Source organism: Bradyrhizobium sp. USDA 3397, from assembly GCF_054060965.1.
Genome location: NZ_JBSSDS010000001.1, coordinates 6,688,414 through 6,711,913, shown reverse-complemented (window position 1 = coordinate 6,711,913; position 23,500 = coordinate 6,688,414). Strand labels below are relative to the sequence as shown.

Below are 23,500 nucleotides of genomic sequence, written 5' to 3'. Positions count from 1 at the left end.
AATCATTCGGAAGGGGTCAGCGGCAGCTGAAGCTTGAAGGCTGCGTTGCCGGCCCGCCGCCGTTCCATGTGGTCATCAGCGGATAGACACACGCCGGATAGCTCACGGTGTTATCACGCGACACCAGCATGATCTCCTCTGGGGCGACGCCCTTCTCGACCCAGTTCGTGAGCGCGGAGAAGAACTGATCCTGCTCGCGCGTGGGCTTCTGGTTGGCATTGCCGGGCAGTTTCGGCAACGGCACCGCATCGTTGCGGCCCCCAGCCGCATAAGCGCGTCCCTGAGAGGAATGCGCGACGCCGGGCAACAGGTACATGCGCATGAATTTCTGTACCTCGGCATGACCTCCCATCGCGGCCAGGACGCGCTCGTGATAATTGACGTTGCCGGCCGGCGGAATGGCGTCGTCGGCAAGCCCGCTCCAGACGATCACCTTGCGGCCGAGGTCGCGCAGCTTGGCAAGATCGGCCTTGTCGGTGGCGAGACCCGCGAACAGCGTCGGCTGCAGCGCCACGTTCTTGTCGACGGCATCGGCAACGCCGGCATAGTCGAGTTCGAGCCATTTGTTCCGGACGCTGGTGGAGCCGTTCGCGATCGGGATCGACGAGGTCGCGCTGGCATCGGCAGCATAGCGCACGTCCTGCAAGGCCAGCGCCAGACTGTCTGTGGATGCGCTCTTGATCACGCTCGTGATCGCGGTGCCGCGCGTGAACGCCCACCAGAGCTGAGCATTGCCGAGCGACTTGCCGCTCCGACCGTCGCGGGTCTGTGCTGTATCGACGCTGCCGTCACGCGTCGCGCCATACCAGATCTTGCCGAGCGCCCTCGCCTCGCTGGCGCTCATGCAGGTCGCGGCATCATTGCTGCTGCCGGTGACGCCGGTTCCCGCTTCCCCCGCGCAGAGCGCTGCCGCATCGCGTGCGGGATCGTAGTCGCACGCAAAGGGATCGAGCAGGAAGCCGAGCCCCGCCTTGTCGCAGGTCGCCACCGCGCGCTTGTTGGCGGCATCCACCTTGGACGCGAAGGCAGCCGCTTGATCCTTGTTGACCGCGGTGATGCCGAGCTCGGTCTTCATCACGATCTGCGGATAGATCGAGGCCGTGCCGAATCTGGCAATGTTGAGCGCAGGCTGGGCTATCAGATAGCCGTCATAGAGCTCCGGAAAGTCCTGAGCGATCTTCATGCCCTGTCGGCCGCCTTGCGAATGGCCGTCGTAATAGGCGAACTTCGGCGCCTTGCCGTAATAGAGATTGACCAGCGCCTTGGTCTTGACCGCCTGCTCCACCATCGCACCGACAGAAAAGCTGCGCAGCGCCTCGGCATTCACCTTGCCGTCGGATAAAAACGTGAAGGAACCGTCCTGGTACCAGGGCTGGCCGGCATCGGTGGTGCCGGATGCATATCCGACGTTGGCATTGACGATGGCCGGCACCTTGCTTCCGATCTTGTCGGCATAACGATGGCCACCACCGACCCAGCCGCCGCCGCCATAGTTGCGAATGCGCTCATTCCAATTGGCGGGTGTGGGCAGCCAGACTTCGATGCCAATGCCTTCAGAATACGACCGCGCCGACTTGTCCTTCTCCGCAGTGACGCCGGGGCCGACCAGCAATTTGACCAGGCAGAGGTCGGCGGCCGCCGTGATCGGCGTCGGCGCGTCCGGCGCGCGCAATTCCTCGCCCTTCTTTACCAGGCGAACGGCGACGACGCTGGTATTCTCATCAGGACGAAAGGCCTGCTTGATACCGTCGTCGCACGCCAGCGGCTCGGCCAGCGCAGCGGTGAACTGGCTCGAGACGGCCAGCAGCAGAAGCGACCAGATGAGTTTCCGTGGCGGCGTCGACATCGACATATCCCCTCGATTTGCGGGCGTGCAACGATAGCGCGTCAGCGACCCCAGACAATTATTGGTTTGTTACGCTGACCTAACACGATGTTATCTTTCCGCCGCACCCGGAGCCGGTGAAGCTCTCGATGCATGCATCGCCGCGCACCAGCCGAATGTCATTGCAGGCCCGATCATGGTCCCCGGCCCCGGATAGGTGCCTCGAAAGATCGACGCGGAATCGGCACCGACGGCGTAGAGTCCGGGGATCACCGTTCCGCGGCGCGACAAAACCCGGGCCGTTGCGTCCGTGCGCAGGCCGGCACTGCTGGCGAGATCCGTCGGCCACACTGCGACGGCATAGTATGGCCCGGGACCGATCCGCCGCAGGCACGGGTTCGGCTTGACCAGTGGATCACCATTGAACCGGTTCAACTCGCTCGAACCGCGGCCGAAATCCTCGTCCACGCCACTCTCGGCTAAACGATTATATCGCTCCACCGTTTGGGCGAGTTCGTCGCTGTCCACGCCGATTTCTTCGGCGAGCGCCTCAATGCTATCGGCGGCCAGCAGATATTGGGCCCTGAGAAACTTCCTCAAGTCCTTCGTTCCAGGACGAACCAGACCGATGCCGTAGGTGCGGACAAAGGCTTGATCGCAAATCAGGAAAGTCGACGCGGCTGACGAGGAAGTCGCGTTCGATCGAAGCATCGCCGCCACGAAGTCGTGATACGAATCGGCTTCATTCACGAAACGACGCCCCGACTTGTTCACCGCAAGCAGTCCTGGCTTGGCACGATCCAGCATGATGTGCGGGAACACGGACACTTGGCCATCGGCTCGCGTCATGACCGAGCTCGGCATCCACAAGGCCGGGCTATCGAGATCGCGCTCGATGATGGCACCGACGCGTTCGGCCGCAAGCAAGCCGTCCCCGGTACAGGACGACGGCGTGAGCGAAAATTGGCGCGCGGCCTCCGGAAAGAACTTCTCGCGAAGCTCGCGGCTCCAGCCAATGCCTCCCGACGCCAGCACGACGCCTTTGTGCGCCCGTATCGCCAACGCTCCGGCGCGGGACGAGACGACGGCGCCTACCACCGCCTCGCCGTCGCAAACGAACTCACTCAGTCCCGTCTCGTATCGCAGATGCACACCTGCGCGCAGGACGCTGTCGAACAATCGCGCGACGAGAGCATTGCCCATGACTAGGCGCGTTCCGCGCCTGTAGGAAAGCCGATCGAGTAGATACCGGCCGAGAAGGCGACTGGCATCCCTGAAGTTGCTCCAGCTTCGGAACGGCGCCAGAAGCGGCGCGATATCAGCCTTGGCCACCATCATGCCGCCGAGAACCATGAACTCTCCCCGCGGCGGCCGGACGCGATCGAAGTCCTTGCCGAGCGTGCGGCCGTCGAATGGCACGGCGCCGAGCGCACGACCGCCGATCGCTGCACCGGGAAGATCTTTGTAGTCGGGATGCATCGGCGGCGCCGCAAACAATACGCTCGTCCTGCGCGCGAGATAGTCGAGCATCATGGGGCCGGCCTGGAGGAATGCATCCACGCGCTCGTCCGCCGCATGTTCGCCGAGCAATGCGCGTAGATAGACCCGCGCTGCCTCGATTCTGTCTGGCGTCCCTGTACAATGTCCTTGTTGGTTGCCGGGAATCCAGACCGTGCCGGCGGAGGTCGCGGTGGTGCCGCCAACTGTGTCTGATTTCTCGCACAGGATCACGTCGAGGCCTTCAAGGGCAGCCACGAGCGCGGCCGTCATGCCACCCGCGCCCGCCCCGATGACGAGAAGGTCGGTCTCAACGTCCCAGGAGCGATCGGCCTGCGGCATCCCGAGCTACCCTTCCGGCCCTCGACGCACGGTGAACACGGCGTGCGAGCGCGTCGCCATCAGCCGAAATCCGCGATGCGGGCATCCAGCGCAAACATGCTCTGATAGACTTCGGACTCACTTGCCTGGGCGAGCATGTCGGGCGCAAGCTTGCGTACCTGACTCAAGGCTGCCTGCAATGACGCTATGTCGAGTGCCTCGATCAGCAAGAGTGCTCCGAAAAAGCCTTCGCTCTTCCTCATGCCCTTTTCGGCCGTCCGCACCGACGTACGCGCCTCGTCGGTCGCGCCGATCTGCACGGCGGCAATTCCGTCGCACGTAACGAGCGCCTGAGCCAGCTGTTGCGGATCTTTCGGCAATGTTTCGATCCGGAGCGCCATGACCGTGGCTCCCTCGCCTCGCCCGGCACGCCCGACCACGCTGCCCCCGCCCCGGATGAAATTGCCGAGTTTCGGCATGATGCGCTGCGACCACGGGGTCGGCGCGTTGAGGCGGGCGAGATAGGATTCGCCATCGAGGACTTCCGGCGTTTCCAGCTCAGAGAGAATGAAGAAGCGATCGATGTCGGCTCGTACCGCGCGAAAGACCCGGCAGGCGAGGAAGCCTTTTGTCGTCACCCGTTCCGTCGTGTGCTCGCGCGTCAGCCAGTGCCGGTAGTCGACGAGATCGGCCGGCTCAATATCACTCCAGATCGCCAGAAATCCCGAGCCGCGCATTCGCCCCTCCCGTTTCTCACGCCTTGAGCCCGTGCAAGGCGACAGGGATGGCCGTGGGCACGCGCCCCAACTTTTGCACGGCAGCGAGAATGGCAGCGATATAGCCGTAGGGACCGAGCCCGCAGATCACCGCCGTCGACGCGCTGGAGGTGATCGAATGCCGGTGCAGCTCGTCGCGGGCGTGGATGTTGGAGATGTGGACCTCGATCTTCGGGCCATCGAAGATCTTCAGGGCGTCGATCAGGGCGACCGAGGTGAACGAGAATGCAGCCGGATTCACGATGATCGCGTCCACGCTGCCATGGGCTTGCTGGATCAAGCCGACGAGCTCACCCTCGATGTTGGTCTGGTGGAACGACAGCGACACGTCGAGGAGCCGCGCGACCTCCCCACAGCTGGCCTCGATTTCGCGAAGCGTCGTCTTGCCGTAGATGTGCGGCTCCCGAACGCCAAGGAAGTTGAGATTGGGGCCGTTCAGGATCATGATCCTCGTCGCCATCGGGCCGCTCCTTCGCAAGACGTGACTAGCCGGTCAACCATTTCGCGGGTCCCGTGACCAATTGCGGGAACAGGACCATCAGCAGCAGCACGACGAGCTGCGCGATCAGGAAGGGCCACACGCCCTTGATGACCTCCTCCATGCTGATCCGCGAGACGCCGCACACCACGTTCAGGACCACGCCGACCGGCGGCGTGATCAGGCCAATGGCGTTGTTGATGATGAACAGGACGCCGAAATAGACGGGATCGATGCCGGCCTGCTTGACGATCGGCATCAGGATCGGCGTCAGGATCAGGATGGTCGGCGCCATGTCGAGCGCGGTGCCGACGATGACGACGAGGACCATGATTGCCAGCAGCAGCAGCGTCGGACTTCCCATGAAGGGGCGCACGAGATCCACGACCTGGGTCGCGATCTCGGCCACCGTGATCAGCCAGGACGAGACCAGCGCCGCCGCCACCAGGAACATCACGACGCTGGTGCTGAGCGCCGCCGAGACCATGACCTCGTACAGCTGCGAGAGCTTCAGCTCGCGATAGATGCAGGTCGCCACGAACAGCGCATAGACTGCCACCACCACCGCGGCCTCGGTCGGCGTGAAGATACCGAAGCGCAAGCCAACCACGATGATGACCGGGAGCATCAGGGCCCAAAAGCCGTCGAAAACCGCGGCGACGACCTCGCGCAGGGACTTGCGCGGCGGACTTTCGATGTCCTCATTGCGGGCAACCCACCACCACGCGAAGCAGAGGCCGACGCCAAGCAGCAGCCCGGGCACGATGCCCGCGAGAAACAGTTTCGAGATCGAGACGCCTGCGGCGACACCGAACAGCACGAAGCCGATGCTCGGCGGGATGATCGGCGCGATGATGCCGCCGGCGGCGACGAGCCCGGCCGCGTACATCTTCCTGTGCCCGGCAGCGACCATCATCGGCACGATCAGCGCGGCCAATGCCGCTGCATCCGCAGCGGCCGAGCCGGACAGCGAGGCGAGCGCGCAGGATGCCAGGATCGCGACATAGCCGAGCCCGCCCTTGACATGACCGACCACAGCGAGCGCGATGTCCACGATGCGCTTGGCGAGCCCGCCCTTGTTCATGATCTCGCCGGCGAGCATGAAGAACGGCACCGCCATCAGGGGGAAGCTGTCGGCCCCGTTGATGATGTTCTGCGCGACGATCTGCGAATCGAAGATGTCGAGATAGTGCATCAAGGCGACGCCGCAGACGATCAGCGCAAAGGCGATCGGCATGCCCAGCGCCATGGCGCCGAGCAGGGACAATGTGAAGACGGCAATCGTCATGATCTCATCCGACCGCGGAGCTCAGGTGCGCTCGTCGCTTTCCCTGACGGCAATGAGGTCTTCTCCGGTCGCGGCCCCTGTCAGGACACGATAAAGATCGTAGACGAGGATGACGGCGGCCGAGACGCCGAACACGAGACCCGACGAATAGAAGAACAGTCCGACCGAGATCCCCGACGCCGGCGCGGCGTCGGCGAAGGTCAGGACGGCTTGCTTCCAACTCCCGAGCGTCAACAAGCCGTCGGCATGCAGCATCAGGAGATAACTGACCGCGAAGCACATGGTCCTGCCGCGTGGCGGCAGCGCGCGCACGAGCATGTCAACACCGAGATGGGCGTGCTGGCGCAGCGCGACGATCGCACCGAGGAAGGTCAGCCACACCAGGAGCCAGCGCGATAGCTCCTCCGACACCGCGATGCCAGAATTGAACACGTAGCGCAGCACGACGTTGCTGAAGACCAGCACGACCATGGCAGCGAGGCACAACGCGATCGCAGCCTTGAGGATCTCGCAGTAGGCGTCGAGGAGCCTTGCCATGTCGGCCCTGCCCCGCCGCTCACTTGACCGTGCTGCGAATGCGCGCGAGCTCGGCATTGAAGAGCTTGACCTTGTTCGGATCGTACTCGGCGGAAAACTTGTCGATCACGGGCTTCACCGCGTCCTGCATCCGCGCATATTCCGCCGGCGCGATCTCGTTGAATTGCATGCCCTTGGCCTTGAGCTCGCCGAGTGCCTGATCGGCGGCGCGTTTGGTCTGCTCGCGCTGGTACTGGACCGTCTCCGCGTAGGTGTCGCGGAACATCTTTTGCTCCTCGGGCGAGAGCTTGTCCCAGAATTTCTTGCTCACGATGATGATGTTCTGGGTGAAGGTGTGGTTGGTCGCCGAGACGTATTTCTGCACCTCGTAGAACTTGTTCGACAGGATGACGCTGTAGGGATTCTCCTGGCCGTCGACCGTCTTGTTCTCGAGCGCGGTATAGAGCTCGCCGAATGCCATCGGCACCGGGTTAGCCTTGAACGCCTTGAAGGTCTCCAGATAAACCGGGTTCGGGATCACGCGCAGCTTCAGGCCCGCGAGATCCTCAACCTTCGCGACCGGCCCCCGGCTGTTGGTGACGTTGCGGAAGCCGAGCCCCCAATAGCCCAGCGGGATCAGGTCCTTCTCGGGCAGGAGATCCATCATCGCCTTGCCGAACGGGCCGTCTGCAAGCGCCGTCGCCTGATCGAACGTCGCGACGATGAAGGGAAAATCGAACAGGCCGAGGTCCTTGACGACACCGGCGAGCGAGGTCGTCGAGGCCGAGAAGATCTCCTGGGTGCCGCCGCGAACGGCCGATTGCTGCTGCAGCTCATTGCCGAGCTGGGAGGCCGGAAACTCGCGGATCTTGAGCTTGCCGCCGCTCTTGGTGCCGAGCACTTCGGCGAATTTCTGCACGCCGAGGCTGACGGGATGATCGGTATTGTTGAGATGCCCCCAGCGGATCGTTCGCTCCTGCACCTGCGCCCCGGCAGGCCACGCGGCGAGAACCGCAGCCAGCGCAACGACCGTCAAGCCCAGCATCTTAGTCCGCATGCCGACCTCCCCTCGTATGTCGCCGCGCTCTGGCGTCGCAGCGTTGACCGTGAGGATAAACACATGAGAATATGAGAGTCAAAATACGAAATGGATTTTATCCGATGAAGTTGGTATCGTCTGAGATGTGAATTTGCGGGCCGTCAGGCCCGGCAGCTGCGCCAAGGCCGACGCCATGCCTTTGATCGACAAGGAAGAATCCGCAGTCAGCGACGATTGCTATCGCCGGATCCGGACCGACATCGTTTTCGGCCGGCTGGCGCCGGCCCAGCGGCTGCGGCTCGAAGCGCTGCGCGAAAGCTATGGCGTGAGCGTCAGCACGCTGCGCGAGATCCTGACCCGGCTCACGGCCGAGGGGTTCGTAGTGGCCGAGGGCAAGCGGGGTTTCGAGGTCGCCGCGGTCTCCGCCGAAAATCTGCGTGAGCTCGCCGGGCTGCGGCTGCTGCTCGAGCAGCACGCGATGGCGATCTCCTTTGCCAATGCAGACGTGGAATGGGAGGGCCGCGTCGTCTCCGCCCATCACAAGCTCGCCTCGACGGAGCGGCTGATGGATTCCGGAATTGGAGAGCCGGAGCAATGGAAGCGGTACGACGGCGAATTCCATCAGGCGCTGATCTCGAACTGCGGATCGCGCCTGTTGATGGAGACGCACAGCCTCGCCTTCGACAAATACTTTCGATACCAGATGGTGGCTTTCCACTATCGCGGCGCCGAACCGGCCGCACAACATCAGGCGCTGCTCGATTGTGCGCTGAAGCGCGACGTCGAAACCGCGAACAAGGTGCTGTCGGCACATGTCAACAATTGCGTCGCCCACGCAATTGCCAACAGCTCGTTGCGTTGAGGGAGCGCGGCTATGACGGCGCGGATGATCGCGGCCGACCGGGTCGAGGTCGCGGTGCCGGCCGGCGACGTCCTGGGCGAGACACCACTGTGGTGCGGTCGCTCGGGCAAGCTCTGGTGGGTCGACATCGACCGGCAGCTGCATCAATCCTTCGATCCCGCGACGGGCATGCACGCCACTCTTCGCTATGATTGCCGGTTTCTCGGGAGCCAGGCGCTGGCGTCCGACGGATCGTACATCCTCGCGCAGGATCTCAGCCTGTTTCGCCGCGATGAAGCGAGCGGCATGGTTCGGATCTGCGATGTCGAAATGGGCCTGGACAATCGTCTCAATGACGGACGGGTCGATGCGCGGGGACGCCTCTGGATCGGGACGATGGACAACGAGCTGCATCGGCCAAGCGGCGCGCTGTACCGGGTCGACGGCAAGGGTGCGGTCAGACGCATGTTCGGCGATGTCATCGTCACCAACGGCATTGCGTTTTCGCCCGACAACCGGACGCTCTATTTCACGGATACACGGCGCTACCGCACCTGGAGCTTCGATTTCGATCTCGACGACGGCACGATCCGCGACCAAAAGCTGTTCGCGGATTACACGGCCTCCGGCGAACGCCCCGACGGCGCCTGCGTCGATGTCGATGGCGGGCTCTGGACCGCGTTCTTCTCGGGAGGGCGCGTGGTCCGCTATCAGCCGGACGGCCGGATTGACACGGTCATCCCGCTGCCTGTGACCAATCCGACTTGCGTCTGCTTCGGCGGCAGCGACTACAAGACCATGTTCATCACGAGCGCGCGAAAATTCCTCGACCCCAGACAGTTGAGCGGGGAGCCTGAAGCCGGCCACCTGCTCGCCGTCCAGAACCTCGCTCAGGGACTTCCGGAACATCGGTTTGTTTGATGCCCGTCGTTGCCGTCTCCCAACAAGAGCAACACGGGTGCTTCTTCCTGGCTGCTCGCGGACTGGCCACTGACGGTGCCGAAGGCAGATGGCGGCGGAGAGAGTGGGACTCTCTTCCCCAGAGCGCCGGATGCGCGAAAACCGCCGAAAAACAAGGATTCCTGAAGGGCCGGTTGGTTTTTTGACCACCGCTGTGTACCACCGGTTCGGCGATTCGGACTTTCAATGTCAGGCATTTTCGAGCCGGTCGAGGATCGTAGAACCGGATCACAGGGCGCTTTCGCGGGAGGCGGAGAGGAGGGATGATAGGTGCGGAGATCGCGGAACGGACCATTCGCGACCTTTCGCGCAGTCGCATTTGCGGCCGCTCTACGCCCGCTTTCGCGGCGCGAGACGGTTCGTGCTAGTCATCACGGGACCAAGACAGGGACGGCCCGCCTTGACAGCCACGACCATTGCCGACCCGCAATCGTTCATCCGCGCCAACACCCGTCTGCGGTCGGTGCCGCTGGTGCCGGAAATCGCGGTCTTCCTCGCCGATGAATCGGTGCCGCTCTGGCAGCAGACCGAGAACGAGCTGAACGAGGCCGGCCTTCCCCCGCCCTTCTGGGCCTTTGCCTGGGCGGGCGGCCAAGCGCTGGCTCGCTATGTGCTCGATCATCCCGATACCGTGCGGGACCGGCACGTGCTCGACATCGCTTCTGGCTCCGGACTGGTCGGCATCGCGGCGATGAAGGCCGGCGCGGCCGGGGTGACGGTGTCTGATATCGACACCTTCGCGATCGCGGCGGCCGAACTCAATGCGGAGGTCAACCAGGTCCACCTTACGTCGTGCGGCGAGGACGTGCTCGACACTCAACCAAACGACCGATGGCAGACCATCCTCGCGGGCGACATTTTCTATGAACGCGACACCGCGGCGCGTGCCTTCGCATTTCTGGCCGACCATGCGCGCGCCGGCGCGACCATCTTGATCGGCGACCCCGGGCGCACTTTCCTTCCGAAGGCAAAACTTGTCCGACTCGCCGACTATCGCGTACCGGTGCCCCGTGACCTCGAAGATGTCGAGATCAAGCATACGGCGGTTTGGACCATCTCACCGGATTCTCTGTAAGTTGCATTGCGCGGCGTCAGTCGTGGTCTCGACGAATTCAGGCACCCAGCAGTGCAATCACCGCCAGGTCGATGGCCGCCTCGGAATTTCCTCGCTGGATGGCGGCCTTAGGCAACCGAGTGCCGCTATTGTCCTTCCGGACCCCGGATGTCCGCGAGGCGCTTTCAAGGCGTCCTTGCTGCCTCAGTTTCGCATCTCAGATCAACATGCCTGAATCCCAGAACCGAGAAAATTCGGCTAAGATGGTGCTTTCCCTTCTTGGGGGCACCTCATGTTCGATACGGCAACCACCGCGCTTTTGCGCGCGGTCTTCGACGAAGTATGTGACGGTCTTCCGCACCGCGAGGTCGGGGCGCGTACGCATGTGGCATCGAAGATCCTGGAGGCTGCCACCAGGGGCGAGCTCTCTCCCGAGGACCTCAGGCAGGTCGGCCGCAGGGCCCTGTCACACGCGCCCACCATGTGGCGCTAGTGATGCCGGGGGGCGGACATGAACTTCCAGGTGACGGTCCTGAAAATCCTGGCGGCGTATCCGGACGGGTTTGCTGTGATGGAGGACCTCAAGCGTGACATGGCTATCCTGGCGACTAGCGGTCGCGACTGGGCGGACCGGACCAGGCGGCTCGCGGCAAGGGCGCCCGGCCTCGACATCTGGTCACAAGGACTTGTCGAACGTCTAAGTGGAGGATGGAAGATCACCGCCAAAGGGCGGGCCGTGCTCGAGGTCATGGAGGCCCGCCCGGCGGCGTCAGAGGCGGCTCATGTGACCGCCTCGGAGAGTTCCAGTCCGTCCCTGCCGGAGAGCATTCCTCCGCTGCGGCAGCCCGCCGATCGAGCCAAGCGGCGCCGCGAGCGCCGGGAGCGTCGCCGTGCGGCCCGTGAACGAGCGAGGGCGAATGCCTCCTGAAGGAGGTCGAGCCGAAAAAGCCACCAGCGGAGCTGGGCGGCTTGATAGTCCCGGACCGTCGGTTGCCTCCCCACCCCAAGCGTACCGCCGTTACCTTGTTTGCGGCCATGCCGCTCCGAGCTACCGGACGCGCTTTGATTCGGCCATCGGGCCGCCGAGTTATGCACGGGGCAGTCTACCGAGCCGGCAAGAGGTCAACTTTGGACGGGAGCCGAACCCGAGCGTTATGGCCAACCGCGACCGTCCCCGCCGGGACAAAGCCCAGCACGCCGACTTGAACGGGAGCCCGTTTCCGCCGACGAGAGCACGTGCCGTGTAAGGCCAGCTCAGCACCATCGCGGAGGGGCGCAGGTCGTCCAAAAACTGGTCGCGGGACTAGGCGGGGGCCTTCAGAGAATCGAGACGCTTACGCAGAAACGCCAGAACCATGATCTCGTCCGGCGTGAGCTTGGCGTACTGTCGCTTGAACTTCTGCGCGATCTTGACTTCGATCATCTTGACGAGCTCACCGGACATGTAGGCGTTTAGAACTTCCGGGTGCACGTAGCACTTGCGGCAGATGGCGGGCGTGTTGCCGAGCTGCTTCGCGACGCTCTCGATCGCGGCGACCACGTTGCGCTTCGCCTCGGCCTGGCTATCGTATTTCTTGAATTCGGAGAGGGCGAACGCCGCAAGAACCGTCCCCGCCCATGTCCGGAAATCCTTGGCGCTGAAGTCCTCGCCCGTGATGTCCTTGATGTAGGCGTTGACGTCCCCTGAATCGACCGTGCGGGGTTGTCCGTCGTCGTCCAAGTACTTGAAGAGCTCGTGTCCCGGAATTTCCGCGCAACGCTTCACGATCGCGGCTATCCGCTTGTCTTCGACGCGGAGCTTCCACTGTTTGCCCGACTTGCCCGTGAAGTCGAACCGAAGGACGCCGCGGCCCACCGCAACGTGCTTGCGGCGCATCGTGGTGAGCCCGTAGGACTTGTTTTTTTCGGCATACTCGGCGTTGCCGACCCGGATCAGCGTCTTCTCCAGAAGACTGACGATCGTGGCCAGCACCTTCTCGCGAGGTAGTCCGTCCAGCTTCATGTCGGCTTCGATCCGGGCGCGGAGCGCCGGCAGCGCGGCCGCAAACTGGATTATGTGCTCGTACTTGTTCTGGTCACGAAGTTCCCGCCACTTCGGGTGATAGCGATACTGCTTGCGGCCCCTCGCATCGAGCCCGGTTGCCTGGATGTGGCCGTTCGCCGAGGGGCAGATCCACACGGATTCGTAAGCTGGCGGGATGCCGATCGACTTGATGCGCCGGATGACAGCGGCATCGGTGATGCGCTTTCCATCCTTGTCGTAATAGCTGAACGTGGTTCCGGTCCGCTTGCGGGTGTAGCCCGGCGCGGAGTCGCTGACATACCGAAGCCCTTCTTCCGCGATGGTGGCCGCCACCACGGCGGTGCGGTCCAGAACCTGTTCTTCGTTGCCGGTCTCTCGGAGCATGGGCCTGTCCCTCGGAAGCACCCTGGGACCGAGGCTCCACTCCTCCTAAAGGGTTGAGGACACCGTTTAGTTCCGTTCTGAGATCGGTGGATGCAATCCATCTCAGGTGAAGGCCGGGCCGGTTCCTTTTCGACAAGGCGCTGCGAGTCGTTGGGCGGCGTAGCTTACCTTCAGACAATCGCCACAAAGTTCACCGACATGCTTCCCCACAGCAGTCTCCACGAAAGCTTCCATGTCCCAGTATTCACTCGATGTGCTGCGTCAGCGCTATGTCGTCGAGAAAAGACCGCTCGAGGCCAGCGTCGAGCAAACCTTGCGGGCCGACACCCGCGCGGGAGCCCGTGCCATCCTGGCCTCGATCGACAAACGGCGTTTCGAAAACAGGTCGGAAGGGCAACGCCTCCGCAAGATGCTCAGCTTCGAAACCACTCTCTGGGAGAGCGGCCTTCATGCCGTGGCAGGCGTGGACGAGGCCGGAATGAGCCCTCTCGCCGGGCCAGTCTCCGCTGGCGCCGTGATCCTGAAGCCCGGCACGCGGATGATCGGGATCGACGACTCGAAGAAACTCGACGCCGCGGCTCGCGAGGAACTCGCGAAGGAGATCAAGGCGAAGGCAGAGAGTTGGTGTGTGGCGTTCGTCGAGGTCGAGGAGATCGACACGATCAACATCTATTGGGCCGGCATTCAGGCCATGCAGCGTGCGGTCAGGGGACTGGGATTGACGCCGCAGCACTTGCTGATCGACGCGAAGCGGTTGAAGGAGATCGATATCCCTCAGCAGGCCATCATCAAGGGTGACGCCAAGTCCGCCAGCATCGCTGCTGCGTCGATCCTGGCGAAAGTGGAGCGCGACACGGTTATGCGGACTCTCGATATTCGTCACCCCGGCTACGGCTTTGCGGATCATAAGGGCTACCCCGTGCCGGCTCACTACGAAGCTCTTGCCAAGCTTGGTGCATGCGCAGCTCACCGTCGGTCGTTCGGACCCGTACGCAAGGCTCTCGGGTTGCCGCCCCTGCCGCCGTGGCCTTCGGCAGCCGAGCGCGAAGCCGGCTGACCGGGTCGGACGTCTCCTCTTTCTCGGCGGCGCTATTTTCGCGACCAACTCTTTTCGCGAAACACGTCCTTGGCCTTCTTGTCGGACCGCAGGCCGAGATAGACCGGCTGGCGCAGCTCGCCCTTGCTGGTCCACTCGGCGAACTTCACTTCCGCGACCAACGAAGGACGTACCCAGGTCGTGACTTGCTCATCCTTCACCTTGGTGGGGAACGGCGACTTGCCAGCCTTGAGCCTCATGAGCTTGCCGTGAAGCTCTGCGAGAACCTGGTGGCTGAAGCCCGTGCCGACGTGGCCGATGTACCGCCATGCATCCCCTTCGCGCACTGCCAGCACGAGCGCGCCGAAAAAGGGCCGGGTTCGCCTCGGCGCCGTGAAGCCGGCGATCACGACCTCCTGTCGCTGCGCGGTCTTCACCTTCAGCCAATCGGCCGTCCGACGTCCGGACGCGTACGGGCTGTCGGCGCGCTTGGCCATGATGCCTTCGAGATGTCTCCGCTCGGCTTCTGCAAAGAACTTCGTTCCGTTACCTTTGCGGTGGCTGCTGAACGCGATCAGCTTGTGGCGCGGCAGGATGGCTTTCAGCCGCTTCTTGCGCTCGAGGAGCGGCAGCGTGCGCAGGTCCTTGCCGTCCGCGAACATGAGGTCGAATACGCAGTACAAGAGCTTGGCTTCATGGCGCAGGGCGTTCTGGAGCAACTGGAAATGCGATGCGCCGTCCTTGCCGATCGCGACGAGCTCGCCATCGATCACGGCATCCGTCTTCACGCCCTCGAGTGCTTTCGCGACCTCCACATAGGAGTGGCTGATGATCTTCCCGTTGCGGCTGTAGAGCGCGACCTGGCCACGCCGGATTTCCGCGACCATGCGGAAACCATCGAATTTGTCCTCGAAGACCCAATCGGGATCGTCAAACGGAGCATCCGTCAGCGTGGCCAGCATGGGCTGTAGGCGATAAGGCAAGGTGGATTTTCGGGCCATGGCGGGGGCTCTCTACAGGGCCAGCAGAGACCGAAACGACGAGGACGGCAGGCGTACCCGCGCGGCATCACCAGCTGCGACCATCCCGCCGGCCCGTACCACGCCCAGCACGCCGGATTTGAATGGAGGGCCCGTTTCCGCCGACGAGAGCACCTGTCGCTTCAGGCCGGCCCGGAAGCGGTCGATGAGGACACAGGGCGTCCGGAGACCGGTCAGCTCGACGATGGCCGACGGGCCCAACTTGATGAGGGTGCCGAGCGGCATCCGCTCCAGGTCAACGCCAGTCGTTGTGATATTCTCACCCATGTCCCCTGCTGCGACCTCGAAGCCAGCTTCCGCGAGGGATGCAAAGAGCTCGGCCGGGATCAGGTGGACCTGCCGGAGATTGGGCAGGCGGGGCCGGCGGCGGGCGAGATAGCGGTCCTGGACGAAAGGGCCGGCATGCGCGTCACCTTGGACGCCATGGCCCTCCACCAGAACGATGCGATCCTGGAGCGGTTTGCTGAAGTGGTGCCCAGGGTCGGCGGCGACCGCCGCCACCTTTCCCTTAAGCGAGAGATCGTGCGCCTGCGGCATCAGGCGGCGCGGGCGAGCGAGCGCCGCTTCTGGCGGAAGTAGCGCGTGATCTCGGGAAGCTTCATCGCGTTCAGGACCCGATCGGCAGGGGCGCCGCCCTTCCGGGCCATCAAGACGCCCCAGTGCATGTGGTCGAGCTCGGGGATCGAGTGCGCGTCCGGATTGATGCTCAGCATGCAGCTGAACTCGAGCGCAGCCTGGTGCCAGCGCCAATCAAGATCAAGCCGCCAGGGATGGGCGTTGATCTCGACGACAACATCGTGCTTGGCGCAGGCCCTCAGCACCTTCTCGATGTCGATTTCGTAGCCCGGCCGCCGCTGAAGCTGCCGCCCCGTCATGTGGCCGATGATGGTGGTATGAGGATCGGAGATGGCCCGAAGCAAGCGCTGCGTCTGCGCCTTGCGGTCCAGCTTGAAGCGGCCGTGAATGCTGGCGACCACGAAATCGAAACGCTCCAGCACGTCGTCCGGATAGTCCAGCGAGCCGTCCGCCAGGATGTCCGACTCGATGCCTTTGAGTATCCGGAAATCCTTCCCGAAGCGCTTGTTCAGACGGTCGGCCTCACGCTGCTGCTGCGCGATCGCCTCGACGGAGAGACCGCCGGCGTAGTGGGCGGACCTGGAATGGTCGGCTACGCCGAAATACTCGAAGCCGCGCTGGCGCGTGGCCTTGGCCATGGTTTCCAGGGTCTCGGTGCCGTCGGAGGCATCGGTGTGGCAGTGAAGGATGCCGCGCAGGTCCTGGTCGGTGACGAGCTTTGGGAGCTTGCCCTTCAGAGCCGCCTCGATCTCGCCGCGCCCCTCCCGGAGCTCAGGGTCGATGAAGGGCAGACCGAGGGCGCGGTAGATCTCGGCCTCCTGGCCGGCAATCAGGGTGCGCCCCTTGTGCAAGCCATCGGCTTCCAACCGCATCTCCTTTTCGGCGGCCAACGTCCGGAGCTGCTCGATGTGGGCGGCGGAGCCGGTCGCGAACAAAAGCGCGGCGCCAAAGTGCTTGCGGTCGGACAGGTGGATCTGCAATCCGTCCGTCGGCGACGGCTTCGCCGCCTTGGCGGCCTTGGGGCCCTCAGCAACGATCGAGAGATCGCCGACGAGTTCGCAGCCCCTGCGAAAGTCGCCGGCGATCGTGACGCGCTTCAGCTCGGGCCGCGACTTGCGGATCGAATCCCTGGCATGCGCCAGCAGGGCGGCGGCACGGTGCAGATGGAGGCGGCCTCCACCGCTCTGCGCGATGGCAAGGTTCTGCAGGATCTTGGTTTGCAAGGCGGCTCCGAGTCCCTTGGCCTTCTTGATGCGGTCGTCCTTGGCAGCAGCCTCCAATTCGGCCAGGGACGTGATGCCGAGATCCTTGTAGAGACGCAGCACCTTCTCAGGGCGTAGACCGGGCACGGAGAACATCTCGAGCACGCCCTCAGGAATTTCCTTGCGCAGCTTTTCCAGGCTCGGATGCGTGCCCGTCTTGTGCAGCTTCGTGATGATGTCGGCGATCGCCTCACCGACGCCCGGAATCTCGGTAAGCCGGTCCTCGGCGATGAGGACATGAAGCGGGATGGCAAGGGCCGCCAGGCTGTCCGCGGCCCGAGAGTAGGCTTTTGCGCGGTACGGATTGCCGCCGCGCAAGGCGCTGCGCTGCGCATATTCTCGAAGGAGGCCTGCTACGGCGCGGGTGTCGAGGGATGACACTCAATGAGCCTCTCGCTCCATGTCCTGCGCTTCCTCTGGAATGACACGACGTTGAGCGGTCACGGCGACGTCAGGCTCCCGATTGAGAGACCTCTCGAGCTTTTGCGCTGCACGGAAGTCCTCGAGGTGCTGCATGTTCGGAGCGTAAGCGGCCTCCTTCTTGAGGAGGTTATAAATTCGTCCGGCCACGAGCTGCAGATGCTTCATCTTGCCCTGCGGCATCGAGCGGGCTTTGCAGAGAGCTCGGACCGCGTAGGCCCGGAAGTAGTCAAAGGCGTCTGACATGGTTTGATAACGTGCGTTGTCGCCTATGGTTCGGAAGCCGGCATCCCGCTTGCGGGAGAGGCGACGAGCAGCTCGAAGGTCGTATAAACGGCAATCGCCGCAACAACTCGCCCCCTCAAGCCGGCAGGTAGGAAATGGCTCCGGAACCTGCGAATCCTTGCGGCGTTGCAACCGCATCGATCATTCGCAATAGGAGTAACCCCGGATCGGTGAGGCGCTCACGCAGCGGTCGTGCTCAGGTACGCTTCAGATCCGCCAGCCGCGCGCCTCTTTAACGAACTGAAGTCCGCTTCGGCCGATTCCGTTGAAAAAGGCGGCTGTTGCGGCGCAGATAGATCAGTGATTCAGCCTGGCTAGTTTGCAGGACTGAAGATCATGATGGGGATCGGCAGGTCGAGCATTCCGCTTTGTTCTACGAGTTCTCATTTGAGAAGCATATTTCCACCGATCACCTGCTCAGGTCGATCGACAGGTTTGTTGACGTGAAGGGCATCGAAGGCGACAAGGGACTTCCACCGAGAGGGGCCGGACGAGCCATCGACGAGTATCTGTCCTCGACGATGCAGCCTTCGGGGCAGCGACCGAAGTCACTCCGAATTTCGTGTCGCCCTACGACCCCGTCGCGCGCTGGACGTGGGCTCACGATGGCCAAGCCTTCTTCGCCTAATCCTCGAACTACCTGATCGATATCGAGAACGCGATCATCGTCGATGTTTAAGTGACTACGGCGATCCGGCAGGCAGAGGTGCTTGCGGCGACCGAAAATCGGCTGCGTACGTTCGAGCAAGCTTGCAACGATTGCAAATGACGAAGCCGAATCTGGTTATCTCCGCGGCAAGTGAAAGACAGGCAAAGCGCGTCATCAGGTAGACTGCTTGCTCGCAAAACCCTTATAATGCATCGTTGGCGATACGTGCAAAGCGCTTGCGATATTCGGCAGGCGTCACGCCGACGTGGCGGACGAAAGCGCGGCGCAATGTGTCCGCATCGGCAAATCCGCAATGCAGGGCCACTTGTTTGGGCGGCTCATGTCCGAGTTCCAGCAGGCGCCTCGCCCTATTGATGCGGGCTTCCTCAACCCAGGTCGCAGGCGTGATGCCGACTTCGGCGCGGAACAGCCGTGCAAGGTGACGCGGGCTGATATCCATACGCTTCGCCAAGCTCGTGACGCTATGATCCAGTCCGGGATTGGCGGCAACCCAGCGCTGCAACTCCTGCAGCGCGGCGCGGCCGGCCGGGACGGTCTCACCCGTGCGGGTGAACTGCATTTGTCCGCCAGGGCGCTTGAAGAACATGACGAGCTGACTCGCAACTTTCATCGCCGTCTCGCGTCCCAGGTCTTCCTCGACCAGGGCGAGCGCGAGGTCCAGCCCCGCGGTTACGCCGGCGGCGGTGCGGAGCTTGCCGTCGGTGACGTAGATCGCGTCCTTGTCCACAGCGACCGACGGAAATTTCTCGGCCAGCCGGTTCGCAACCGCCCAATGCGTCGTGACTCGTCTGCCATCGAGAAGGCCCGCCGCCGCCAGGAAGAACGCACCCGAGCACACCGACCCGTAGCGCCGGGTTTTGGCGGCCCGCCGGCGGAGCCAGTCGGTCACCACGCCGTCGGCCGGCACGTCGGCGGCATTCGGGCACCCGGCGATCAACAACGTGTCGATGCTCTCCTGGAAGCCGCGATCGATGATCCGGTCGGGCATCAGCCGCACGCCTGAGGAGCTACGGATCGGCCCCGGCTCCGCTCCCGCCACGAAAAGCACATAGGCCTCGTGACCGGCCTGCACGTTTGCCTCGGCGAAGACGTCCAGAGGACCCGCGACGTCGAGAAGCTGCACGCCGGGGAGCGCAACGATCACAACGGTTCTCGATTTCGGTTTCGCGCCCATGGCCGCCTCGGTCGGTATTTGTCCGTTCTAGCCGTATTACGTCAATTGCGGACAGGATACCCCGGTCCTAGCTTGCTGGCGAGAAGAAGTTTCAAGGAGACCATCATGCGAGAGATCACCGAGGCCGCCGCAATTCCCGACAGCGAGCTGGCGCGCGCCATCACCGCCTATATCCGCGATACCGAGACGGACCTGCTCTTCAATCATTCCAGTCGCGTCTACCATTTCGGCGCGCTGGCCGGCATCCGTCGCGGCCTGAAATTTGATCGCGAGCTACTGTACGCCGGTGCGATGTTTCACGATCTGGGCGTGATGCCGGGCCATGCCAGCAAGCATGAACGGTTCGAGGTGGACGGCGCGCACGCAGCCCGTGACTTCCTGCGCAGCCACGGCATCTCCGAAGCTGACGCCTACACCGTCTGGACCGCAATCGCGCTGCACACCACCCCGGGCGTGCCGCAGCATATGCATCCCGTCGTCGCCCTGGTGACCGCCGGTGTCGAGATGGACGTGCTCGGGATCACCTACAAGGATTATTCCGACGAGGAACGCGAGGCGGTGGTGCGGGCGTTTCCGCGAACGCCGCACTTCAAGGAAGACATCATCCAGGCGTTCTACGACGGCATCAAGCACAAGCCGGATACGACCTTCGGCAACGTCAAGGCCGACGTCATCGCCGACAAGGAGCCGCATTTCCATCGCGGCAATTTCTGCAGCGTCATCCGCGGCTCGCATTGGCACGGCTGAGCGGCTTTACGCTGCGTGGCCCCGCCGCCTTTTCAGTTCAGATCACGCATCAGGAATCGTCCCATGAGCGACAACCCACCCCATCTCACCCACGCCACCGGCGCGCCGGTCAGCGACAACCTGAACATCCTGACGGCGGGACGCCGCGGCCCCGCCCTTCTCCAGGACGTCTGGCTGATCGAAAAGCTGGCCCATTTCGATCGCGAGGTGATTCCCGAGCGGCGTATGCACGCCAAGGGCTCCGGCGCCTTCGGCACCTTCACTGTGACGCACGACATTACCCGCTATACCAAGGCGAGGATCTTCGCCAACACGTAGTCGTTCGAGCGAGCTCCGTTACCGTTTCTGTTTTACGATCACGCATTTCCAATTTGGGGAAGAAGCAAACGTTAAAGAGATCCACAATGACGCAGTTTGAAATCGGCCCAGCGACTATTACGCGAGTCGAGGAAATGCTCTGGCCGGGCGCGCCTCACAGCAATTTGACGGTCACCTTCGCTTTGCCTCCGTTGTTCGGGTAAAACGAATCGCTGAGCCATGGCAGGCCGATCACCGCGTCGTTGACATAGAGAAAAAGCTCACCGCTGCGTGCAGCCTTGAACGTTGCCTTGTACGTCTGCGGTGTCGTGTTCGGAAGCGGGATGGGATCAAGGAAATACTCGTCCACGCCCGTCTCGCCCACCCGAGCTATAATGCGGTACCAGGGCCTGAACAGGATGCGGCGGAGGAAAATGGCGCTGCGAAACTTCCACCGGTTAACAAACTCGACGGTGGAGGTCCGGAAGCCAGCGGGTGTGGTCGGCCGCTCGGCGTCGTTCCAAGGCTCGGTGACCGCGATCCTGATCTCATACGAGCGACCGGAAAAGACCTTGAGGCCTGTCGGCGCACAGATCGCCGAGGTCGCAAAGTCTGCGCCGTCTTGTTCTATGCCCTTGTTGACGGGGATAAGCGAGGCTTCCACGGTGCCTTTGCAGAATGCCCCCATCGAATCCGCAACATTGAACAGGAAATGGCTCGCGAGAGTCGCGCCAACCCAGACCATCGCCACCACCAGAAGCAGGGGCAGGACGTGCCGTTTCCCGGCGCGGATGACAAACTGATAGGCCGGGTGGGTCCTGAACGCGTAAATGGCGTCGTGCATCAGACCGGAGAGCGGCACTGGCGCCGCACGGTCTCGCCAAAGAAGCCGCATCCGGTCCTTGATTTTGGCGCTGAGGCTGCCGCCAAGAACCATCAGGACGACAACGGCGGCGATGCCGCCGGCGAACCATTCAGGGTTCGCGGCGTACCAGTCCGTCCACCAGTGGAGTGATTTCGGCAGGAAGGATTCGATGAACCGCACCAATTCGGAAACCATCCGGATCGGTGACTCGAACTCATGCTCCTTGATGCGGTCGTGGAACAGCCAGAACGCCGCAAGATGCAGCGTGGCGGCCAGGGTCGCGAAATACACCAGCCGACGCATCCAGACGAAATTCCAGAGCTTCTCCTGTGCCGCAAAACGGGCGGTCGCGCCCGCTGGCGTCTCGAATGTCGTCGGCCCGAGCGGCGTGAGCTTGCCGTTGCGGGAAACCACGAGGTATTCCGGCGGCAAGCCGATCGGGGCATAGGCATTGCAGCCGCTGTCGATGCGGTCGAACACACTTTCGTGGATCTTCGGCAGCTTGACGCTGACGCCCACATCCGGGTCATTGCACAGGTCGGAGACCTTCCGCGGACCATAGCGGTAGTAGGAGCCGAGGCCGGCCCGCGAGTCATAAAGGCGGCCATCCTTGTCTTGCGCTGAATTGATTAGCTTGATGGAGTCGGGGTCTGCGAAGGGAGCCTCCTTGAACACGAGACCACGCTTGACGGACTCGTCGACAAGCCAGGACAGCGGCACGAACGAGACAGCGTCGTCGGGATAACCTCCGCCCACGTTGGCGTGCATACCGACGAACCAGACCTGAACCAGGCGCTCGTCGTCAATGGTGGTGGGGACCGCGGGCTTGGATTCGCCTTCCTCGGTCCAGAGCACGGGATGGAAAGTCGTCCGCTCATCGTCGAGCGCAAGTGCGTGCCTTGCGCATTTGACACGTGGGTTCAAGATTCGATTCGGGAGCTCAAGGGGCCAGATCCAGTTGCTGACGCCGCGCGTCATCTCATCCATGGGCAGGCCGTAGGCCGCGACCGTGTCCCACACGCCGATGAACTCTATGGATGGGATGTCCTTGCGGACGATTTCGGCATACGGCTTGTTGCCCCGCAGGAGGTCGAACACCGGCACCAGGACGTAGTCGCGCAAGGCGCGGAAGACCACCTCGATCTGCAAGATCGAATGGTAGCCCTTGGCCCGGTAGGCCCTGTAAGCCTTGACCGCGCCGTTATGCAGCTCCGCTTCGGTATCCGCCACGACCAGGCCCTGCTGGAGGATGAGCGCGCCGAGGACGCGCACGGTGAACGCGCCACGGCTGAAGCCGAAGAGGTAGATCTTCGAGGAGGTCTGGTGGTCGTAGTTGCGGCAGATGAACTTGTAGGCGTCGAGGATGTTGCGTTTGAGGCCGAACCCGAATGCGCCGCCCACCACAGCGAGCGGCACGAAGGAGGAGGTGCCCACGCCGTCGTCGTATTTCGCGGCCTGGCTGTTGCCTTGCAGGTCGAGCGCCTGGAACATCCGCCAGACGTTTGTGCGCCAGACACTTGAGGCGGCATTGCCGGTGCCGTCAGACAGGATAATGATCTTGGGGCTGGCCATGCGGGCGCCCTCCCTGAAAAGATTTAGTGAATGCAGCAAGCGTAACAGGTGCCGGGAGGAATTCAACCTTGGATAGACGTTTCACCGGCGCGGGCATAGCGAGCTCATGAGGGCCATCCGCCCCGCGCTGTGGAGGGCGAACACCGGCCCCTGGCTACCTGCTGCGGGGACGTGCCAAGCCTCAGCTGATCGGCCTTTATCGGCAAGCGCGGCCTGCGGCGCCCGCAGCGGCAGCCGCAGCACCTGCGCCGCCTTTCGCTTGCCCAAGCTCTCGATTGGGCGCTCAAGGGCTCTTTTTATTCATTCATGTCAATTTGGAGAGACGCGCGCGGCGCTCCCGGGGAGAATAGATATGGGTCGGGCCGCACGAATAGCCTTCGAATTGCTGTTTGAAGACCTTCGTCCAAAAACTCAATCCCAGTACAATAAGTATGAGGGGAGCGATCGCTGAAGTGGAAAAGATTGACTGATTGCGGAGAGCGACGACAGTGTCGGCGTCAAGAAGGGCAATCGCTGAGCCGCAATGATGGCCAACAGGGAGGTCCCAAGCGCAG

21 protein-coding genes and 2 pseudogenes are annotated in these 23,500 nt (G+C 63.0%); 9 read left to right on the top strand and 14 right to left on the bottom strand.

Going from position 1 to position 23,500, the window contains the following annotated elements; genetic code table 11:
- Window positions 1–16: 16 nt before the first annotated feature.
- From ACVWYQ_RS31060 to ACVWYQ_RS31030, 7 genes are all read right to left on the bottom strand, one after another.
- Window positions 17–1,846 (bottom strand): tannase/feruloyl esterase family alpha/beta hydrolase, encoded by a 1,830-nt coding sequence (locus ACVWYQ_RS31060; protein ID WP_456726734.1) that lies wholly within the window; start codon window positions 1,844–1,846, stop codon window positions 17–19.
- A gap of 90 nt (window positions 1,847–1,936) precedes the next feature.
- Window positions 1,937–3,664: an FAD-dependent oxidoreductase gene (locus ACVWYQ_RS31055; protein WP_456726733.1), complete on the bottom strand. Its 1,728-nt coding sequence runs from the start codon at window positions 3,662–3,664 to the stop codon at window positions 1,937–1,939.
- Between the two features lie 59 nt (window positions 3,665–3,723).
- Window positions 3,724–4,380, bottom strand: a complete 657-nt coding sequence (locus ACVWYQ_RS31050) for a hypothetical protein (RefSeq protein WP_456726732.1) — start codon at window positions 4,378–4,380, stop codon at window positions 3,724–3,726.
- Window positions 4,381–4,396: 16 nt separating this feature from the next.
- Window positions 4,397–4,879 carry a type II 3-dehydroquinate dehydratase gene (locus ACVWYQ_RS31045; protein WP_456726731.1) on the bottom strand — a complete coding sequence of 161 codons (483 nt, stop codon included), beginning with the start codon at window positions 4,877–4,879 and terminating at the stop codon, window positions 4,397–4,399.
- 25 nt (window positions 4,880–4,904) lie between these two features.
- Window positions 4,905–6,185: a TRAP transporter large permease subunit gene (locus ACVWYQ_RS31040; RefSeq protein ID WP_456726730.1), complete on the bottom strand. Its 1,281-nt coding sequence runs from the start codon at window positions 6,183–6,185 to the stop codon at window positions 4,905–4,907.
- A 21-nt stretch (window positions 6,186–6,206) separates the two neighbouring features.
- The gene (locus ACVWYQ_RS31035) at window positions 6,207–6,722 is read right to left on the bottom strand and encodes a TRAP transporter small permease (RefSeq protein WP_456726729.1); all 516 of its coding nucleotides are present in this window, start codon (window positions 6,720–6,722) and stop codon (window positions 6,207–6,209) included.
- Window positions 6,723–6,741: 19 nt separating this feature from the next.
- Window positions 6,742–7,758: a TRAP transporter substrate-binding protein gene (locus ACVWYQ_RS31030; RefSeq protein WP_456726728.1), complete on the bottom strand. Its 1,017-nt coding sequence runs from the start codon at window positions 7,756–7,758 to the stop codon at window positions 6,742–6,744.
- A gap of 175 nt (window positions 7,759–7,933) precedes the next feature.
- On the opposite strand from ACVWYQ_RS31030, the gene ACVWYQ_RS31025 reads away from it, so the two are divergent.
- From ACVWYQ_RS31025 to ACVWYQ_RS31005, 5 genes are all read left to right on the top strand, one after another.
- Window positions 7,934–8,602 (top strand): GntR family transcriptional regulator, encoded by a 669-nt coding sequence (locus ACVWYQ_RS31025; RefSeq protein ID WP_456726727.1) that lies wholly within the window; start codon window positions 7,934–7,936, stop codon window positions 8,600–8,602.
- A 12-nt stretch (window positions 8,603–8,614) separates the two neighbouring features.
- Window positions 8,615–9,502, top strand: coding sequence for an SMP-30/gluconolactonase/LRE family protein (locus tag ACVWYQ_RS31020; RefSeq protein WP_456726726.1), 888 nt, complete (start codon window positions 8,615–8,617; stop codon window positions 9,500–9,502).
- A 439-nt stretch (window positions 9,503–9,941) separates the two neighbouring features.
- Window positions 9,942–10,616 (top strand): class I SAM-dependent methyltransferase, encoded by a 675-nt coding sequence (locus tag ACVWYQ_RS31015; protein WP_456727216.1) that lies wholly within the window; start codon window positions 9,942–9,944, stop codon window positions 10,614–10,616.
- Between the two features lie 271 nt (window positions 10,617–10,887).
- On the top strand, window positions 10,888–11,088 hold the full coding sequence (locus tag ACVWYQ_RS31010; protein WP_456726725.1) for a hypothetical protein: 201 nt from the start codon (window positions 10,888–10,890) through the stop codon (window positions 11,086–11,088).
- An 18-nt stretch (window positions 11,089–11,106) separates the two neighbouring features.
- Complete coding sequence (locus ACVWYQ_RS31005) at window positions 11,107–11,523, top strand: hypothetical protein (RefSeq protein ID WP_456726724.1); 417 nt, start codon at window positions 11,107–11,109, stop codon at window positions 11,521–11,523.
- 375 nt (window positions 11,524–11,898) lie between these two features.
- Here the strand turns inward: ACVWYQ_RS31005 and ACVWYQ_RS31000 are convergent, their stop codons facing one another.
- Entirely contained in the window at window positions 11,899–13,002 is a 1,104-nt protein-coding gene (locus tag ACVWYQ_RS31000; protein ID WP_456726723.1) for a DNA topoisomerase IB, read from the bottom strand.
- A 232-nt stretch (window positions 13,003–13,234) separates the two neighbouring features.
- Here ACVWYQ_RS31000 and ACVWYQ_RS30995 point away from each other — a divergent pair, with 232 nt between their 5' ends.
- Window positions 13,235–14,059: a ribonuclease HII gene (locus tag ACVWYQ_RS30995; protein ID WP_456726722.1), complete on the top strand. Its 825-nt coding sequence runs from the start codon at window positions 13,235–13,237 to the stop codon at window positions 14,057–14,059.
- Window positions 14,060–14,091: 32 nt separating this feature from the next.
- Here the strand turns inward: ACVWYQ_RS30995 and ligD are convergent, their stop codons facing one another.
- From ligD to ACVWYQ_RS30975, 4 genes are read right to left on the bottom strand one after another with little or no spacing between them, the layout of a single operon-like run.
- The gene (ligD, locus tag ACVWYQ_RS30990) at window positions 14,092–15,039 is read right to left on the bottom strand and encodes a non-homologous end-joining DNA ligase (protein WP_456726721.1); all 948 of its coding nucleotides are present in this window, start codon (window positions 15,037–15,039) and stop codon (window positions 14,092–14,094) included.
- A 12-nt stretch (window positions 15,040–15,051) separates the two neighbouring features.
- Window positions 15,052–15,615, bottom strand: coding sequence for an MOSC domain-containing protein (locus ACVWYQ_RS30985; protein ID WP_456726720.1), 564 nt, complete (start codon window positions 15,613–15,615; stop codon window positions 15,052–15,054).
- Window positions 15,615–17,297, bottom strand: coding sequence for a helix-hairpin-helix domain-containing protein (locus ACVWYQ_RS30980; RefSeq protein ID WP_456726719.1), 1,683 nt, complete (start codon window positions 17,295–17,297; stop codon window positions 15,615–15,617). Before ACVWYQ_RS30980 ends, ACVWYQ_RS30985 begins: the two co-directional genes overlap by 1 nt.
- Window positions 17,298–17,759: a hypothetical protein gene (locus ACVWYQ_RS30975; protein WP_456726718.1), complete on the bottom strand. Its 462-nt coding sequence runs from the start codon at window positions 17,757–17,759 to the stop codon at window positions 17,298–17,300.
- Window positions 17,760–17,917: 158 nt separating this feature from the next.
- On the opposite strand from ACVWYQ_RS30975, the pseudogene ACVWYQ_RS30970 reads away from it, so the two are divergent.
- Window positions 17,918–18,297: pseudogene (locus tag ACVWYQ_RS30970) on the top strand (hypothetical protein); the annotation flags it as partial.
- A 175-nt stretch (window positions 18,298–18,472) separates the two neighbouring features.
- Here the strand turns inward: ACVWYQ_RS30970 and ACVWYQ_RS30965 are convergent.
- Window positions 18,473–19,465, bottom strand: coding sequence for a GlxA family transcriptional regulator (locus ACVWYQ_RS30965; protein ID WP_456726717.1), 993 nt, complete (start codon window positions 19,463–19,465; stop codon window positions 18,473–18,475).
- Between the two features lie 105 nt (window positions 19,466–19,570).
- Here ACVWYQ_RS30965 and ACVWYQ_RS30960 point away from each other — a divergent pair, with 105 nt between their 5' ends.
- Both ACVWYQ_RS30960 and ACVWYQ_RS30955 read left to right on the top strand, forming a co-directional pair.
- The gene (locus tag ACVWYQ_RS30960) at window positions 19,571–20,212 is read left to right on the top strand and encodes an HD domain-containing protein (RefSeq protein WP_456726716.1); all 642 of its coding nucleotides are present in this window, start codon (window positions 19,571–19,573) and stop codon (window positions 20,210–20,212) included.
- A 63-nt stretch (window positions 20,213–20,275) separates the two neighbouring features.
- Window positions 20,276–20,521 (top strand): annotated as a pseudogene (locus ACVWYQ_RS30955) (catalase); the annotation flags it as partial.
- A gap of 163 nt (window positions 20,522–20,684) precedes the next feature.
- On the opposite strand, the gene ACVWYQ_RS30950 reads toward ACVWYQ_RS30955, so the two are convergent.
- Window positions 20,685–22,946, bottom strand: coding sequence for a DUF2235 domain-containing protein (locus ACVWYQ_RS30950; protein WP_456726715.1), 2,262 nt, complete (start codon window positions 22,944–22,946; stop codon window positions 20,685–20,687).
- Window positions 22,947–23,500 lie beyond the last annotated feature (554 nt).